Raw genomic sequence first — 16,849 nt, forward strand, 5'->3', positions numbered from 1 at the left:
GCCCCTCTTAGTATTTACTCTTCTTCTTCCAGCGCTTTTACCGTTCCCGGCAAAATACCATCCGCACGGAACATGGCTTTGATGCCACGTACCGCCTGGCGAATACGATCGCTGTTTTCAATCAGTGCAAATCGCACATGGGTGTCACCATAATCACCAAAGCCGATGCCTGGCGAGACACATACCTTGGCTTCCTGCAGCAGTAACTTCGCGAACTCCAGCGAACCGAGATGCGCATAGTGGTCGGGGATTTTAGCCCAGACATACATCGAGGCTTTTGGCAGATCCACCATCCAGCCCGCTTCATGTAGCCCTTTCACCAGCACATCGCGACGGCGTTTGTACTGCTCAGCGATATCCCGCACGCACTGCTGATCGCCTTCAAGTGCGGCAATCGCCGCAACCTGCAGCGGAGTGAAGGTGCCGTAATCGTGGTAGCTTTTGATACGTGCTAGCGCGGAGACCAACTCTTTGTTACCGACCATAAAGCCGATACGCCAGCCTGCCATGTTGTAGCTTTTTGACAGGGTGAAGAATTCGACCGCCACATCACGCGCGCCCGGCACCTGCATGATCGACGGTGCTTTCCAGCCGTCGTAGGTGATGTCGGCGTAGGCCAGATCGTGGATGACCAGCACGTTGTACTGTTTCGCCAGCGCAATGACGCGTTCGAAGAAGTCCAGCTCAACGCATTGTGCCGTCGGATTCGAAGGGAAGCCGAGGATCATCATCTTTGGTTTTGGATAGCTTTCGCGGATGGCGCGTTCCAGTTCGTTGAAGAAATCAACGCCTGCCACCAGCGGCACGGAACGCACTTGCGCACCGGCAATCACCGCGCCGTAAATATGAATCGGGTAGCTGGGGTTTGGCACCAGTACGGTGTCGCCGTGATCCAGCGTGGCCAGCATCAGGTGCGCCAGCCCCTCTTTGGAACCGATGGTGACAATGGCTTCTGATTCGGGATCAATCTCTACCTGATAACGATCTGCGTACCAGCGCGAGATAGCGCGACGCAGGCGAGGAATACCTTTCGAGGTGGAGTAACCGTGCGTGTCTTCGCGTTGCGCTACCTGACAGAGTTTTTCCACGATGTGTGGCGGCGTAGGTCCATCGGGGTTCCCCATTGAGAAATCGATGATGTCTTCGCCGCGCCGACGCGCAGCCATCTTCAATTCAGCGGTGATGTTAAATACATACGGGGGAAGGCGTTCAATACGCGAGAAACGACGGGGTGTGCTGTTATCAGCCATGATGTCCTCTGGTTTACGTAGGCGCCCGGACCGTCCGAGCGACGCTGGTCACTGTGGTGACCGAGGTAAGAACATAACGCGCTGATAACAGAATTGTCGAGAGCAACAGAATATTTTTTTAATGTTGCGGATTCAGGCGACCCAGCACCCAATCGTTTACCCATTGGTCATTTAGCAGATAATTATCCCGCAACGTGCCCTCTAACGTGAAACCATTCTTTTCCAGAATGCGCCGCGACGGCCAATTCCCCTCTATGACCAGCGCTTTGAGCTTATGAAATTCTGCCTGCAGTAAGAAGTCGCACAGTGCCTTGAGCGCTTCACTGCCGTAGCCGTTTCCGGTGTAGCGATGGCAAAGCATGTAGCCGACTTCTGCCTGACGATAAGGTTGCCACTCGGCGCTGCAACCAAACAGGCCAATGGGTTCATTGGTTTCGCGCAGACGTGCTACCAGGCAGAGCATATGGAAACTGGTGACCTGCCATGGGGCGAGGCGTTCGGTAAAGCGCTGGCGAATGTCGTTTTCGTCTGGAATTTCACTCACCCAGGTCATGGTGCCGGGATCTTCGTGTACGGCTTTGAAGATTTGCCAGTCTTCGGGTTGTAAGCGTGCCAGGGACAAGCGAGGGGTCAGTAGTTGCATTGCTGCGCTCCGCGAAATAACTCATGGCAACATAGCAAACCGAGTCATTTTCAACCAGCGTTCTGCGCAGGGATAGCTAATCCTCTTTTTGTTACTCAAGTTTTCCTCTTTTTGGGGAGTTGGGTGTTGGGTGTTGAGTTGAAAGTCGCTGTTGGTTGGGTGCCAGGGCCAGAACGGGCCAGCCCGATCGCAAAGACTACACGCATCCCTGCAGATCGGCTGGGCCATCCATGGCCCAGACGCTTTGCTCTTCGGGCTGGCCCGTTCTGGCCTTGAGCTGAATGCGTTGCTGTTTTAAACACCAGTGAGGATTTGGCAGGAAAATTGATCTAAACCATGAGAAGCGTTTTGCGGGTGTCGCGGCGCTGGCAGATCTCGATCACATTTTTTATCATAGCCTCACCCAGGTTCACTCCGAGAGATGCCCTTGCCTTCCCACTTCGACATGCTGCTGGCGGTTTTTGACCGCGCTGCGCTGATGCTGATTTGTCTGTTCTTCCTTACCCGCACGCGGGTATTCCGTCAGCTGCTGCAAAAAGATGAGCATTCGATCAAAGAGAAAGTGGTGGTGACAGCGATTTTCTCGCTGTTTGCGCTGTTCAGTACCTGGTCGGGTATTAACGTGGATGGCTCATTGCTGAATGTCCGCGTGATTGCGGTGATGTCCGGCGGTATTCTGTTTGGCCCCTGGGTTGGTATCGCCACCGGGGTGATTGCGGGGATACATCGCTATCTTATCGATATGGATGGCGTCACGGCCGTGCCTTGTCTGATTACCAGCATCATTGCCGGTATCGCTTCTGGGTTTATCAATCGTCGCGTAAGTAAAGAGCAGCGCTGGCGCGCCGGTATTCTTTGCGGCATGCTGTGCGAAACCCTGACCATGGTGCTGATTGTTTTATGGGCCAGCCCGCTGGCGTTGGGCTTTTCGATTGTTTCTGAAATCGCGTTACCGATGATTCTCGGCGCATCGAGCATTGGCTTGATTGTGCTGTTGGTACAGAGCGTGGAAGGAGAAAAAGAGGCGATTGCAGCGCGCCAGGCCAAGCTGGCACTGGAGATTGCCAATAAAACCCTGCCGCTGTTTCGTCAGGTGAATAGCCAGTCGTTGCGCCAAGTGTGCGATATCATTCGCAGCGATATTCATGCCGATGCCGTGGCCATCACCAATACTCAGCAGATTCTCGCCTATGTCGGTTACGGTGAGCATAATTATCAGAACGGGGATGACGGCATCAGCCCGACCACGGCGCAGTCGATTGCGAGCGGCAAAATCATCATCAAGAATAATGATGAGGCGCATCGCACCAAAGATATTCACTCGATGCTGGTTATTCCCCTTTGGGAAAAAGGGGAAGTCACGGGCACGCTAAAAATCTATTATCGTCGGGCGCATCGCATTACCGGATCGCTGAAAGAGATGGCCATTGGTTTGTCACAAATTATCTCCACCCAGCTGGAGGTGTCACGCGCTGAGCAGTTGCGTGAGATGGCAAATAAAGCGGAACTGCGAGCGTTGCAGAGCAAAATTAACCCGCACTTCCTGTTTAATGCGCTGAATGCCATCTCCTCTTCCATTCGTCTCAATCCAGATACAGCACGCCAGCTGGTGATCAATCTGTCGCGCTATTTGCGCTACAACCTTGAGTTGAACGATGACGAGCTGATCGATATTAAAAAAGAGCTGTGGCAGGTGAAGGATTACATTGCGATTGAACAAGCGCGTTTTGGCGACAAGCTGTCGATGATTTATGACATTGATGAGGATCTGCACTTCACGCTGCCGAGTTTGCTGATTCAGCCTCTTGTGGAAAATGCCATTGTGCACGGCATTCAGCCTTGCCGTGGCAAAGGGGTGGTGACCTTGAGTGTGAAAGACCTCGGTGATTATGTACGCGTCGCGGTGCGTGATACGGGCGCGGGCATCAGCGAAGAGGTGATTGGTCGTGTCGCGCGTGATGAGATGCCGGGCAATAAAATCGGGCTGCTTAACGTGCATCATCGGGTGAAACTGCTTTCCGGCCAGGGGTTGAGTATCACTCGCCATCATCCGGGGACGGAAATCGCCTTCACCCTGAGCAAAAATGGTCAGCGTCTGGCTGCACCGTTAAGCCATATCACGGAACACAGCACGTGAAAGCCATCATCGTCGAAGACGAGTTTCTTGCTCAGCAAGAGCTGAGCTGGATGATTCAGCAGCACAGTCAGATCACTATCGAAGCCTGTTTTGATGACGGGCTGGAAGTATTGAAGTATCTGCAAAACCATCGGGTGGATGTCATTTTCCTCGACATCAATATTCCATCGCTGGATGGCATGCTGCTGGCCCAAAATATTAACCAGTTTGCGCATAAACCGCTGATTGTGTTTATCACCGCGTGGAAAGAGCATGCGGTGGATGCTTTTGAGCTGGATGCGTTTGACTACATCCTCAAGCCCTATCACGAGTCGCGCATTATCACCATGCTGAATAAGCTGGAAGCCAGCGCACAGCAGCAACTCGCCCAGCCCTCCACTCAGCAAAGCGCGCCGCAAACCGTTAATCTGGTGAAAGACGAGCGCATTATCGTGACGGATATTAACGATATCTATTACGTCGAAGCGCATGAAAAACTGACGTTTGTTTATACGCGCCGCGAAGCGTACGTGATGTCGATGGCGATCAGTGAATTTTGTAGTCGCCTGCCAGAACAGCTGTTCTTCCGCTGCCATCGTTCGTATTGCGTCAACCTCAGCAAAATCCGCGAGATCGAGCCGTGGTTTAACAATACTTATCTGGTGAAGTTACGTGATTTGGATGCACAGGTGCCGGTGAGCCGCAGCAAGGTGAAGGCGTTTCGCCAGTTGATGAGGTTGTAAAGCGAGCAGCAGGACGCTGCTCGCCTGAAAAGATTACAGTACGCGACCCAGCGTCTGGCGCAGATGCGCGCCCGCGCCCAGCAGGCCAGGCTGATCGTGAGTGATCATATACACCGGGATATCGACCAGATAATCACGGAAGCGGCCTTTATCTTCAAACGCAGCGCGGAAGCCAGAGGCTTTGAAGGACTCGAGAAAGCGCGGCACGATTCCGCCGGCGATGTACACGCCACCAAAGGTGCCGAGATTGAGCGCCAGGTTGCCACCGAAACGTCCCATGATCACGCAGAACAGCGACAGCGCACGACGACAATCGATGCAGCTGTCTTTCAATGCGCGCTCGGTGACATCTTTCGGCTTAAGATTTTCGGGTTCGCGGTTGTCGGTTTTGACGATAGCGCGGTAAAGATTCACTAACCCGGAGCCTGACAGCACGCGTTCCGCCGACACATGGCCCAGTTCTGCGCGCAGCACTTCGAGAATTTCACCCTCTTCTTCGCTGTTCGGTGCGAAGTCAACGTGACCGCCCTCACCCGGCAGGCTAATCCAGCGTTTATCCACGTGCACCAAATGGCTCACGCCTAATCCGGTACCGGCGCCGTAAATCGCAATCGGTTTGCCTTCAACCGGCGATTTACCACCAAACTGAATCACCTGATCTTCGGCCAGCATCGGGATGGCCATCGACACGGCAGTGAAATCATTGATGATTTCCAGGCTGTCGAATGCCAGGTGCTCTTTCATCTCACGGGTTGAGAATGCCCAATCGTGGTTGGTCATCTCGACCCAATCGCCGGTGATTGGACAGGCAATCGCGATACAGGCATGTTTAATCTCCTGCTTTTGCTCGTCGAGATAAGCACGAATCACCGCTTCGAGATTGTCGTAGTCTGATGTTGAGAATGTTTTGGCCTGGGAGATGGCACCGGTTTCCACCTCACACAGGGCGAGACGGGCGTTGGTGCCGCCCACATCGCCGACCAGGGCGTATTTAGTCATTCTTCTGCTGCTCCGCTTGGGTCATAAACAATTGCAGGACACTATATAAGAGCCTGCCAATAAAACAATAACGCCCACCAGCACGATGGGCGTAAACATTTCTGGTGCGTGCCACAGCCTGACAATCAGCGGCTTCACTGTATAGAGGCAACTTTCCGAAACTGCAGGCTTATCGCGTCAGGCGGTATCGCCGCAGCCTCGCGGAAATGGCCGGCGCGCAGAAACCGGAGCGTACCGAGAGTACGAGAGGATTTCGCGCATCGCCGGGTCAACAGTGGCGATTCACCAAGCTTAAGCCAAACAACGTTAGCCGCCGTTGCGCTGATGCAGTGCCGCCGTGACTTTACGTAATAGTGGCGGCAGATCCTGCTTCTCCATCACCACTTCCACCAGCGTCAGGCGACGATCACGCATTAATTGCTCCATCACCGCCGTTAACTGCACCGTCTCGCTCACTCGCCAGCTTTGCGCCGCACACTCCACGCTCATCGCGTGCGGCAGCGCGGTCCAGTTCCACTGTGCGATGTCGTTGTAACGCTGTTCAGCACCGTGAATCGCTCGCTCAACCGTGTAACCGTCGTTATTGATCAGGAAGATAATCGGCTGTTGCCCGTCACGCTGCATCGAACCTAGCTCCTGGATCGTGAGTTGCGCTGACCCATCCCCGATAATCAGAATCACGCGTCGGTCGGGTTGTGCCGTTTGTGCACCAAAGGTCGCCGGTAAAGTATAGCCAATCGAGCCCCATAACGGTTGCACCAGCAATTGTGCTTCAAGCGGTAAACGCAGCGCGGCGGCACCAAAGGCGGCCGTGCCCTGATCGGCCAGGATAATATCACCCGGCAGCAGGAAGCGCTGCATCGCCTGCCAGAATGCGCGCTGACTGATTACCGCATCATCGTTTTGCTCAATTTCTTCGCAAAACGCAGTGTCAGCCAGCGCCCAATGTGCGCAGTGGCGTTGGTAAATCGGCAGCAATGCGGCGAGGGCCTGCGCCATGCTGAGCGGCGCAAAGCGTTCCCCGCCCACCGTGGCGTGAAAAGGTTGCAGGTCAATAACGCGTTCTGCGGGCAACTGTTGAGTGAAACCGGCGGTTAAGGTATCGGTAAAACGCACGCCGATACACAGCGTGACATCCGTTTCTTCAATGGCCCGGCGCACTGCTTCGCTGCTGCCTTCTGCGGCGTATGTACCCACATAGCCTGGCTGATGTTCATCGAGCACGCCTTTTCCCATCAGTAATGTGGCGGCAGGAATCGCGCGCAATTGGCGAAGATCGGCCAGCGGCGACTGCAATTGCCAACGCGAAGCGAGGAAATCGGCCAACAGCGCAACACGCTGCGCGGGAGCCAGTAAGCGCTCGGCGGCAGCAGCGAATGCCGTCGCAACCGCATTGTCCTGATGGACAGGTTCTGTAGGTTGAACATCAGGCATCGCAATGTGCGCCGCCGCGACATCCACCGCCAGCAGCAGATATCCGGGCCGATGCTGGTGAAGCGCCTCTGCTATCACGCGGTCAATTTCTTCTACCGCATTCTCCGAAGTCAGCACCGCGCTGGCGGCACTCACCTCTTGCGCCATGCGCAGGAAATGATGGAAGTCGCCGTCCCCCAGAGAATGGTGCACGCAATCACCTTGTCGCTGCGCATCACTGGCTGGCGCGCCGACTATATGAATCACCGGAACATATTCTGCGTAGCTGCCCGCAATCCCATTGATTGCACTCAGTTCACCGACGCCAAACGTGGTGAGCAACGCTGCTGCACCGTTGCAACGGCCATAGCCATCCGCCGCGTAGGCGGCATTGAGTTCATTGGCGCAGCCAACCCAGGCAATATCAGGGTGGGCGATAACGCTGTCGAGAAATTGCAGATTGTAATCACCCGGCACGCCGAACAGGTGACGGATGCCAGCTTGCTGTAAACAGTGCAGTAAATAGTCGCCAACGTTGAGGGTTTTCATCGACAGCTCCTTCTTAATGGGATGATCGAAGTATCAGCGATGTGGCTGAATTGGCGAGATTTTCACCATCAGCGCATGGTGATTTGTGGCAAGCAATCGTTACGACGACAGAAAATTCTGTAAGTTGCGATCTTCGGCGCGTTTCAGCTTAGTGTAAACGCATACACTGCTATGCTGATGTCACTTTCTCCCCTTTTGAGACAGGAACGCTGCATGTCCGTATTTCCTCATCCCGACCGCTATCAACAGATGCAATATCGTCGCAGTGGCCGTACCGGCCTGAAATTGCCGGCCATTTCGCTGGGTTTGTGGCACAACTTTGGCGACAGCACGCGCGTCGATAACAGCCGTGAATTACTGCGCCACGCCTTTGATCGCGGCATCACTCATTTCGACCTCGCCAATAACTACGGACCCCCGCCGGGTTCTGCCGAGTCCAATTTCGGGCGCATTCTGCGTGAAGATTTTGCCGGCCTGCGCGATGAGTTGGTGATCTCCACCAAAGCTGGTTACACCATGTGGGACGGTCCTTACGGCGACTGGGGTTCGCGCAAGTATCTGATCTCCAGTCTGGATCAGAGCCTGAAACGCATGGGGCTGGAGTATGTCGATATCTTCTATCATCACCGTCCCGATCCGGAAACGCCGCTGGAAGAAACCATGCGCGCGCTGGATCAGGTGGTGCGCCAGGGTAAAGCGCTGTACGCGGCGATTTCCAACTACCCGGCGGATAAAGCAGCCGAAGCGATTGCCATTCTGCGCGATCTCGGCACGCCTTGCCTGATTCATCAGCCGAAATACTCCATGTTCGAACGTGCACCGGAAGAGCAGGGTTTACTGGATGTGCTGGGTGATAACGGCGTCGGCTGTATCGCCTTCTCCCCGCTGGCGGGCGGCGTGCTGACCGACCGCTATCTGCAAGGCATTCCTGAGGACTCGCGTGCCGCCAGCGGCAGTAAATTCCTTAGTGAGAGCCAGCTGACGCAAGAGAAAATGGAGAAGGTGCGTAAGCTGCAGGCCATCGCGCAACAGCGTGGGCAGAAGCTGGCGCAAATGGCGCTGAGCTGGGTGCTGCGCGATGCGCGTGTCACTTCGGTGCTAATTGGTGCCAGTAAAACCGCGCAAATTGATGATGCGGTGGAGATGTTAAGCCAGCCCGTGCTGACAACTGAAGAGATCGAAGCGATTCATAACATTCTCGTGTAAACGCTTACTCACCCGGCTCAGGCCGGGTGTTTTCCGCAGCAGAAAATTCTCAATTCAGATTTCCCGCAACCTTTTCAGACTCACTCTCAAGGCAACACTGGACCGATGTGGCACACTAGCGCAACGGTGGCAGTGATAAGCCACTGAAAAGGAGAAGTTATGAAACGTGCAATTTTGTTTGCCGCCTTGCTGGCAACACTTTCACCCCTGGCGATGCACACAGCAGAAGCCAACAGCGCCACGCTGACATTAGCACCGGGTGTCACGCTGCATCTCGGCGATCGCGATCGTCGTGGTTACTATTGGGATGGCGGACATTGGCGTGAGCCACGCTGGTGGAACGACCGTTATCGCTATAACGATCACCGCTGGTGGCGTCACGAAGAGTGGCGTCGTCATCAGGCTTACGAACGTGAGCGTGAACGCCGCTGGCATGAGCGGGAGCGCCGTGAACATTGGCGTCACGATCATCGCCATGATGATCGCCGTGACCATCACGACCACCATCATCATTGATAAAAAAATCCCGGCTGCTGAGCCGGGATTTTTTGTTTTCTCGATGCGTTACCAGCCGAGCGCTTCGCCCACCAGCAGATAAAGATTTAACGCCACTACCAGCACCACAATTAAGCGTCCGGCATTTTGCATCAGGCGAGAATTGACCATCTCATCGCCCATCAACTCGCGATTGCCGGTGAAAGCCAGCAGCGGAATCAGCGCCAGCGCGATACCGAAGCTCAGCAGCACCTGGCTCATCACCAGAATGCGCGTTGGATCCCATCCCGCCCAGATCACGATAAAGGAAGGCAACATGGTGATGGTGCGACGCAGCCAAAGCGGAATGTGGAAGCGAATAAAGCCCTGCATCACCACCTGCCCTGCCAGCGTACCCACCACGGTAGATGACAAGCCCGCCGCGACAAGGCTCAAACCAAACACGATAGCAGCGGCATGGCCAAGCAGCGGTTGCAGCGTCAGATAGGCCTGGTCGAGGTCCACAATACTGGTGTGGCCGCTAAAGTGGAAAGCGGCCGCGGCGGTGGCCATCATCGCCAGATTGACGAAGCCCGCGATGGTCATGGCAATCGCCACATCCAGTTTGGTCGATGAGTAGCGATCCGCTTTGCTGCCAATGTTGCCGTGCTGTGTTAGCGCCGAATGCAGATAAATCACATGTGGCATGATGGTGGCACCCAGCACACCGGCGGCGAGGAAAACGGCGTCAGAGGTGGGCAGCGAAGGCAGCGCCATGCCGGTGACCAGTTCACTGACCTTTGGCTGAGAGAAAAACAGCTCAACAATATAAGCGGCCGCGACGAACAGCAGCAGGCCGCCAATCACCAGCTCCAGCGGCTTCTGCCCCCGGCTTTGCAACATCAAAATCAGGTAGGTCGCCACACCGGTAAGCACCGCACCTTGCAGTAGCGAAATCCCCAGCAATAATTTAAAGCCGAGTGCCGCACCGATAAATTCAGCGAGGTCTGTGGCCATGGCGATGATTTCCGCCTGCACCCAATAGAACCACACCGCCGGGCGCGGAAAACGATCGCGAATATGTTCGGCAAGATTTTTGCCAGTGGCAATGCCGAGTTTGGCCGACATCAGCTGAATCATCATTGCCATGATGTTGGCCCAGACTACCACCCACAGCAGTTTATAGCCGTAGGCCGCACCGGCCTGAATGTTGGTGGCGAAGTTACCGGGATCGATATAACCAATCGCCGCGATGAAGGCAGGGCCAAGCAGCGCGAGCTTGATTTTTCTGGCTCCGCGAGCGGCGCGCTCAGCGGTGCGACTTTCTGACATAGTGTGGACCCTGTCCTAACGCTTGTTGACCCTTGCAGACTAACGGGCGCTCAAGGCAAGTGAAAATTGATTATAGTTATCGTAATAATAGATGGTGCTATGAAGTATAGCCATTGCTATACCTTGCGGTAAAGCCAGTTCTTGCCAAAATGTTTGCAACAGGAATCACTCTACTCTCGGGTTATTTTATAGACAATGTTTTTGTGGATATTTCTTGTGAAGGGTTTGTGAAGAGGTTGTGAGCGGTGAGACTATTCTTAGAAATTTGTCGATACCGAATACTTATAATGTGGTTTTGATCTCGTTTTTAAGTAACGCGTTACATAGAATACGCAACAAAATACAACCCTCCTCAAATTTGGAGCCGACATGTCCCATATTTTGCACTTTCTTTTGGCATTAGTGGTGGTAGCCGCACTGGCCTTACTGGTCAGTCACGATCGTAAAAGCATTCGTATTCGCTATATCGTCCAGCTTCTGGTGATTGAAGTTCTGCTGGCATGGTTCTTCCTCAACTCAGAAGCGGGCCTCGGCTTCGTCAAAGGGTTTGCGGGGGTGTTTGACCATCTGCTCAAGTATGCCGCTGAAGGGACTAACTTCGTGTTTGGCAACATGAACGACAAAGGCCTGGCGTTCTTCTTCCTTAATGTTCTGTGCCCGATCGTGTTCATCTCCGCGCTGATCGGTATTTTGCAGCATTTCCGTATCCTGCCATGGGTTATCCGCGGCATCGGTACCGTGCTGTCAAAAGTGAACGGTATGGGCAAACTGGAATCCTTTAACGCCGTAAGCTCTCTGATTTTGGGACAGTCAGAAAACTTTATCGCGTATAAAGATATCCTCGGCAAAATGTCGCAGCGTCGCATGTACACCATGGCTGCAACGGCGATGTCGACGGTTTCCATGTCCATCGTGGGCGCCTACATGACTATGCTGCAACCGAAGTATGTGGTTGCTGCACTGGTGCTGAACATGTTCAGTACCTTTATCGTGTTGTCACTGATCAACCCGTACCGTGTCGACAACGAAGAAGATCTGCAGTTGCAGGATTTGCATAAAGGTCAGAGCTTCTTCGAAATGTTGGGCGAATATATCCTTGCTGGTTTCAAAGTGGCGATCATCGTTGCTGCGATGCTGATTGGTTTTATCGCACTGATTTCTGGATTGAACGCACTGTTTGACCTGATCTTCGGCATCAGCTTCCAGGGTGTGCTGGGTTATGTGTTCTACCCGTTTGCGTGGGTGATGGGCGTGCCGTCCAGCGAAGCACTGCAGGTGGGCAGCATCATGGCAACCAAACTGGTGTCTAACGAATTTGTGGCGATGATGGATCTGCAGAAAATTGCCGGTCAGCTCTCTCCACATGCGGAAGGTATCCTGTCTGTGTTCCTCGTCTCGTTCGCTAACTTCTCTTCTATTGGGATTGTGGCGGGTGCGATTAAAGGTTTGAACGAAGAACAGGGTAACGTGGTTTCTCGCTTCGGCCTGAAACTGCTGTACGGTTCAACCCTGGTGAGCGTGCTCTCTGCCGCTATCGCCGGTCTGGTTCTGGCCTTCTGATGATGAGGGCGAGCTGCGGCTCGCCCTTCTCTTCTTAATTATATTTTTCTGTTCTATCTCGCTTTGATTCCTGCTTATCCCCGCCAATCGCCACTTCCCCGCTAAACGCAAAACCTTTGCACAATATTGAATTTCCTTCGCGGATACCTGCGCCCGTAGCTTTTCTCCATAACGTCACATCTGGAGAATCGTATGAGCATTCAATTTCTTGGCATGATTGGCCACCGTCTGGCTTCAGAGATCATTCCCGCTAGCGGGCCGCTATTCGATAAAGACTACATCGCGCGATTTGCCCGCGCCCATGAAGAAGCCGGATTCGACCGCATTCTGGTGGGTTATTGGTCCGATCAACCCGACGGTTTTCTGGTCACCGCACATGCCGCGGCACACACCTCAACACTGAAATTCCTGCTGGCACACCGTCCGGGTTTTGTCGCACCGACACTGGCCGCACGTAAGCTGGCAACGTTGGATCAACTGACCGATGGTCGTCTGGCGGTACATATCATCAGCGGCGGTAGTGATGTCGAACAGCGTCGTGATGGTGACTTCCTGAATAAAGCCGAACGCTATGCTCGCAGCGATGAGTTTCTTGCTGTGCTGAAGCAGAGTCTGGAGTCGAGCCAGCCTTATGATCATAAGGGACACTTTTACCAGGCTGAGCAGGCGTTTTCTGCCATCAAGCCCGTGCAGAAAAAACTGCCGGTGTACTTTGGCGGATCGTCACAGGAAGCGATTGATGTCGCAGCACGTCACGCCGATGTGTTTGCCCTGTGGGGTGAGCCATTGAAAGGCGCAGAAGAGACGGTGCGCAGCGTGCGAGCGGCGGCGGCGCAGCAGGGACGTGAAATCGACTTCAATATCTCGTTCCGTCCCATCATCGGTAAAACCGAGAAAGAAGCCTGGGAGCGCGCCGAGCATATCCGCGGACTGGCCGAGAAACAGCTGCGCGAAACCGGCTTCGCCTTTGGCAAACCTAAACCACAAAGCGTCGGCGCTCAGCGCCTGCTGGCCGCCGCCAATGAAGGCGATCGTCTGGACAAAGTGCTGTGGACCGGCGTGGCGAAACTGGTGCAAGGCGGTTACAACTCCACGGCGCTGGTTGGCACCGCCGATCAGGTTTCCGACGCGCTGCTGGATTACTATCGCCTTGGCATTCACAGCGTGCTGATTCGCGGCTTCGATCCGCTGAATGATGCGGTGGAATACGGCGAGGAACTGATTCCGCTGACGCGTGAAAAAGTGGCTGCGCTGAATGCCGCTGACAAAAGGAGCGCCTGATGCGCCTGGCTGCACTGTTTACCGGTGTTGCGCTGGCGCTCTCCACGCTCAATCCGCTGTTCGCTGCTGATAAAGTCACGTTGCGTCTGGGCGATGTAAAAGGGGATCGCTTTGCCGCATTAAAAGCGTCGGGCGAACTCAATAATCTTCCCTACGATTTGAAACTGACGGCATTTGATTCGGGTGCACCTGTGCAGGAAGCGTTGAATGCCGGCGCACTGGATGTCGGCTTCACGGGCGATCTGCCGTTTCTGTTTGTGTTCGCGGCTGGCGCGCCGGTGAAAGCCGTGGGCGCATGGCAGAACAATCCTGACAGTATCGCGCTACTGACGCGTCCCGATGCCGGAATTCACCGTTTGCAGGATTTGAAAGGCAAGCAAATCGCGGTGAATCGCGGCGGCTGGGGCCACTATCTGCTGCTTGGGTTGCTGGAGCGTGCTGGATTAAAACCAGACGATGTCACGCTGCGTTTCCTCGGCCCTGTCGATGGCCGTGCTGCATTGACCTCCGGTGCCGTATCCGCATGGGCGCCATGGGAACCTTATATCGCCACCTCCACCGCTGTGGACGGCACAGTGCGCGTCGCTGACGGCGGCGGCAAAGGTATTATGTCGGGCTATTCCTATGCGCTGGCGCGTGATGAAGCGATCAATGATGCAGGTAAACGTAAAGCGATTGCCGATCTGCTGGCGCGTCTGGCTAAAGCACAAATCTGGGCGCAGCAACATCCGCAGGAGTTTGCCAGCGTGCTGGGTAAGTCACTGAACATGCCCACTAACATCACCCGCAGCTGGATTGCCGATGCACGTATTCGTCCATTGGTGTTTGATGCCAGCCTGATCCCCACGCTGCAAAAATCTGCCGACTTCTTCCATCGCTATCAGGTATTGCCGAAGGCGATTGATGTCAGCAAAGCCTTTGATTTTAGTTTGTCTGCTCAGGCCAATCAGGTCGCTAAAAGCGCGCCGGGAGATAAATCATGAGTGCATATCAGCATCATCGTTTACGCGAATTTGTCGGTAATCTGGCTACGTTACTCGATCAGAACCCCGATGAAGCCACTGTTTTGCAACAGGGCAGCGCCTGGCTGGGCGAACTGATCCGACATGACGACTGGCTGGACGAAGCTTACACCCAACCGCATCCCGATCACTATCAACAATATCTGCTTTACGCCGATGCCCGACAGCGTTTCTCCGTGGTGAGCTTCGTGTGGGGGCCGGGCCAGCAAACGCCGATTCACGATCATCGCATATGGGGATTGATTGGCATGCTGCGTGGAGCAGAGATTTCGCAATCCTGGCAACCGGGGCCGAACGGCCTGCAACCGGAAGGTGCGCCAGTACGGCTCGATCCCGGCAGCGTCGAAGCCGTCTCTCCCACCGTGGGCGATATCCATCGCGTGAGCAATGCCTATGACGATCGCGTCTCGATCAGCATTCACGTTTATGGCGCCAACATTGGCGCGGTAAAACGCGCGGTGTATCGCGAAGACGGCAGTGAAAAACAGTTCATCTCCGGTTACAGCAACCGTTACTTACCGAACATTTGGGATCTATCACATGAGTAAACTCGTTTTCCCTTTCCGTCAGGCGGCGGACATTCTTGAGGCTCTGCGTCAGCAGCAGGAAGTGGCAATTATTGATGTGCGCGACGAAGCGCTGTTTGCCACCGGGCATCCGCTATTTGCGGTGAACATTCCGTTCTCCAAACTGGAGCTAGAGCTGTTGGATCGCATTCCACAATCCACTACAGCCATCACTTTATATGATAACGGCGAGGGCCTGGCGCAGACGGCAGCAGAGCGCATTGCCGCGCTGGGTTACAGCAATGTGGCGCTGTTAAAAGAGGATTTAGCTGGTTGGCAGGCAGCAGGCGGTGAGCTGTTTATTGATGTGAATTCACCGAGTAAAGCCTTTGGCGAACTGGTTGAGCATCACAATCACACCCCTTCCCTGTCAGCCGATGAAGTGCACAGCTTGATCAACAGCGACGCCAACGTGGTGGTGCTGGATGCCCGCCGCTTTGATGAGTACCAGACCATGAGCATTCCAGGCGCCACCAGCGTGCCGGGCGGTGAGCTGGTGTTGCGCGTGCGTGATCTCGCGCCATCACCGGAAACCACGGTGATTGTGAACTGCGCGGGTCGCACGCGCAGTATCATCGGTACTCAGTCGCTGGTGAATGCGGGCATTCGCAATCCGGTGTTTGCACTGCGCAATGGCACAATTGGCTGGACGCTGGCAGGGCACGATCTGGATAAAGGTCAATCACGCCGCTACGGTGAAGCCAGTGAAACCGCGCAGCGACAGGCGGCAAGTAATGCGCGAGGCATTGCCGATCGCGCAGGCGTAGAGCGTATTCCACTGGCAACGCTTAAGCGCTGGCAGCAGGAACCGCGCACCACTTACTTGTTTGATGTGCGCGATGCCGATGAGTATGCGGCAGGTCATCTGCCCGGCAGTCGACATGTTCCCGGCGGACAGCTGGTGCAGGAAACCGATCATTACGCCAGCGTGCGCGGTGCGCGCATTGTATTGATTGATGACGACGGCGTACGCGCTAATATGACCGCCTCCTGGCTGGCGCAGCTCGGCTGGCAGGTCTCGGTGCTGGAAGAGCTGCAGGCCAGTGATTTCAGCGCCACCGGCGCCTGGAAAGCGCAGGTTCCTGCTGTTGCGCAGCCCGAGTTTATTTCTCCGCAGCAACTGGCGGAGTGGCTGGAAGAAGGTCAGACCCAGGTACTGGACTTCACCACGCGCGCCAATCACCTTAACAGTCATATTCCGGGTGCGGGCTGGCTGCTACGTTCAACACTGCAAAAAGAAGGCAAAGCCATACTGCCAGCGGCACGACGTTATGTGCTGACCTGCGGCAGCAGCCTGCTGGCCGGATATGCGGTTGAACAGGTGGCGGAACTCACCGGCAAGCCGGTGTTCGTGCTGGAAGGCGGCAACGCGGCCTGGCGCGCCGCGCAGCTGCCTACCGAGCAAGGCGACCAGCAGTTGCTGTCACCGGCGATTGATCGCTATCGCCGTCCGTATGAAGGTACCGATATCGAACCTGCCGTGATGCAGGCCTATCTGGATTGGGAATACGGTCTGGTGGCGCAGTTGGGGCGTGATGTCACGCACGGCTTCCGCGTGCTGCCTGCTCAAGCGCAAACCGCAATGGCTTAATCGTTTGCGCAATTAATTGCGCCGCTACAGGATTGTGTGGTTGGGATGAGATAGTCTCAAAACGCACAAAGCCGTAGCGGTGCCATTTATCACGCAATAAGCCA

At 54.9% G+C, this 16,849-nt stretch carries 14 protein-coding genes; 9 read left to right on the top strand and 5 right to left on the bottom strand.

The genetic code is table 11. From position 1 onward, the window contains the following. Positions 1-14: 14 nt before the first annotated feature. Entirely contained in the window at positions 15-1,250 is a 1,236-nt protein-coding gene (alaC, locus tag ACXI0A_RS15775) for an alanine transaminase (protein ID WP_224930837.1), read from the bottom strand. A 118-nt stretch (positions 1,251-1,368) separates the two neighbouring features. Next, complete coding sequence (locus ACXI0A_RS15780) at positions 1,369-1,893, bottom strand: GNAT family N-acetyltransferase (RefSeq protein ID WP_224930834.1); 525 nt, start codon at positions 1,891-1,893, stop codon at positions 1,369-1,371. A gap of 445 nt (positions 1,894-2,338) precedes the next feature. On the opposite strand from ACXI0A_RS15780, the gene ACXI0A_RS15785 reads away from it, so the two are divergent. Then, positions 2,339-4,030: a LytS/YhcK type 5TM receptor domain-containing protein gene (locus tag ACXI0A_RS15785; protein ID WP_476151025.1), complete on the top strand. Its 1,692-nt coding sequence runs from the start codon at positions 2,339-2,341 to the stop codon at positions 4,028-4,030. Further along, the gene (locus ACXI0A_RS15790) at positions 4,027-4,752 is read left to right on the top strand and encodes a LytR/AlgR family response regulator transcription factor (RefSeq protein ID WP_045816617.1); all 726 of its coding nucleotides are present in this window, start codon (positions 4,027-4,029) and stop codon (positions 4,750-4,752) included. The genes ACXI0A_RS15785 and ACXI0A_RS15790 overlap by 4 nt, the downstream gene beginning before the upstream one ends. A 33-nt stretch (positions 4,753-4,785) precedes the next feature. Here the strand turns inward: ACXI0A_RS15790 and glk are convergent, their stop codons facing one another. Both glk and ACXI0A_RS15800 read right to left on the bottom strand, forming a co-directional pair. Then, on the bottom strand, positions 4,786-5,751 hold the full coding sequence (gene glk / locus ACXI0A_RS15795; RefSeq protein ID WP_476147791.1) for a glucokinase: 966 nt from the start codon (positions 5,749-5,751) through the stop codon (positions 4,786-4,788). A gap of 306 nt (positions 5,752-6,057) precedes the next feature. Next, positions 6,058-7,713, bottom strand: a complete 1,656-nt coding sequence (locus ACXI0A_RS15800; RefSeq protein ID WP_476147789.1) for a thiamine pyrophosphate-binding protein — start codon at positions 7,711-7,713, stop codon at positions 6,058-6,060. A 213-nt stretch (positions 7,714-7,926) separates the two neighbouring features. On the opposite strand from ACXI0A_RS15800, the gene mgrA reads away from it, so the two are divergent. Together mgrA and ACXI0A_RS15810 are read left to right on the top strand one after the other, a co-directional pair. Continuing rightward, entirely contained in the window at positions 7,927-8,919 is a 993-nt protein-coding gene (mgrA, locus tag ACXI0A_RS15805) for an L-glyceraldehyde 3-phosphate reductase (protein WP_224930824.1), read from the top strand. Between the two features lie 159 nt (positions 8,920-9,078). After that, a complete protein-coding gene (locus ACXI0A_RS15810; protein WP_224930823.1) occupies positions 9,079-9,435 on the top strand; it encodes a DUF2502 domain-containing protein in 357 nt (118 codons plus the stop codon). Between the two features lie 48 nt (positions 9,436-9,483). Here the strand turns inward: ACXI0A_RS15810 and ACXI0A_RS15815 are convergent, their stop codons facing one another. After that, positions 9,484-10,725 (bottom strand): Nramp family divalent metal transporter, encoded by a 1,242-nt coding sequence (locus ACXI0A_RS15815; RefSeq protein ID WP_476147787.1) that lies wholly within the window; start codon positions 10,723-10,725, stop codon positions 9,484-9,486. Between the two features lie 369 nt (positions 10,726-11,094). On the opposite strand from ACXI0A_RS15815, the gene ACXI0A_RS15820 reads away from it, so the two are divergent. The 5 genes from ACXI0A_RS15820 to ACXI0A_RS15840 all read left to right on the top strand — a co-directional run bounded on the left by ACXI0A_RS15820 (position 11,095) and on the right by ACXI0A_RS15840 (position 16,745). Beyond that, complete coding sequence (locus ACXI0A_RS15820; protein WP_224930817.1) at positions 11,095-12,285, top strand: NupC/NupG family nucleoside CNT transporter; 1,191 nt, start codon at positions 11,095-11,097, stop codon at positions 12,283-12,285. A 192-nt stretch (positions 12,286-12,477) separates the two neighbouring features. Continuing rightward, positions 12,478-13,566: an LLM class flavin-dependent oxidoreductase gene (locus ACXI0A_RS15825; RefSeq protein ID WP_476147785.1), complete on the top strand. Its 1,089-nt coding sequence runs from the start codon at positions 12,478-12,480 to the stop codon at positions 13,564-13,566. Beyond that, positions 13,566-14,549: an ABC transporter substrate-binding protein gene (locus ACXI0A_RS15830; protein ID WP_224930812.1), complete on the top strand. Its 984-nt coding sequence runs from the start codon at positions 13,566-13,568 to the stop codon at positions 14,547-14,549. The genes ACXI0A_RS15825 and ACXI0A_RS15830 overlap by 1 nt, the downstream gene beginning before the upstream one ends. After that, positions 14,546-15,136: a cysteine dioxygenase family protein gene (locus ACXI0A_RS15835; RefSeq protein WP_476147783.1), complete on the top strand. Its 591-nt coding sequence runs from the start codon at positions 14,546-14,548 to the stop codon at positions 15,134-15,136. Before ACXI0A_RS15830 ends, ACXI0A_RS15835 begins: the two co-directional genes overlap by 4 nt. Next, the gene (locus ACXI0A_RS15840; protein ID WP_476147782.1) at positions 15,129-16,745 is read left to right on the top strand and encodes a rhodanese-like domain-containing protein; all 1,617 of its coding nucleotides are present in this window, start codon (positions 15,129-15,131) and stop codon (positions 16,743-16,745) included. Before ACXI0A_RS15835 ends, ACXI0A_RS15840 begins: the two co-directional genes overlap by 8 nt. The last annotated feature ends 104 nt before the right edge of the window (positions 16,746-16,849 follow it).

It is taken from the genome of Pantoea sp. C1E2 (assembly GCF_056491465.1).

Coding starts and splice junctions, on each gene's coding strand:
- ACXI0A_RS15820 (WP_224930817.1), top strand. CDS start 11,095: ATGTCCCATATTTTGCACTTTCTTTTGGCATTAGTGGTGGTAGCCGCA.
- ACXI0A_RS15830 (WP_224930812.1), top strand. CDS start 13,566: ATGCGCCTGGCTGCACTGTTTACCGGTGTTGCGCTGGCGCTCTCCACG.
- ACXI0A_RS15840 (WP_476147782.1), top strand. CDS start 15,129: ATGAGTAAACTCGTTTTCCCTTTCCGTCAGGCGGCGGACATTCTTGAG.
- ACXI0A_RS15780 (WP_224930834.1), bottom strand. CDS start 1,893: ATGCAACTACTGACCCCTCGCTTGTCCCTGGCACGCTTACAACCCGAA.
- ACXI0A_RS15825 (WP_476147785.1), top strand. CDS start 12,478: ATGAGCATTCAATTTCTTGGCATGATTGGCCACCGTCTGGCTTCAGAG.
- ACXI0A_RS15835 (WP_476147783.1), top strand. CDS start 14,546: ATGAGTGCATATCAGCATCATCGTTTACGCGAATTTGTCGGTAATCTG.
- ACXI0A_RS15785 (WP_476151025.1), top strand. CDS start 2,339: ATGCTGCTGGCGGTTTTTGACCGCGCTGCGCTGATGCTGATTTGTCTG.
- glk (WP_476147791.1), bottom strand. CDS start 5,751: ATGACTAAATACGCCCTGGTCGGCGATGTGGGCGGCACCAACGCCCGT.
- ACXI0A_RS15810 (WP_224930823.1), top strand. CDS start 9,079: ATGAAACGTGCAATTTTGTTTGCCGCCTTGCTGGCAACACTTTCACCC.
- ACXI0A_RS15815 (WP_476147787.1), bottom strand. CDS start 10,725: ATGTCAGAAAGTCGCACCGCTGAGCGCGCCGCTCGCGGAGCCAGAAAA.
- mgrA (WP_224930824.1), top strand. CDS start 7,927: ATGTCCGTATTTCCTCATCCCGACCGCTATCAACAGATGCAATATCGT.
- ACXI0A_RS15800 (WP_476147789.1), bottom strand. CDS start 7,713: ATGAAAACCCTCAACGTTGGCGACTATTTACTGCACTGTTTACAGCAA.
- alaC (WP_224930837.1), bottom strand. CDS start 1,250: ATGGCTGATAACAGCACACCCCGTCGTTTCTCGCGTATTGAACGCCTT.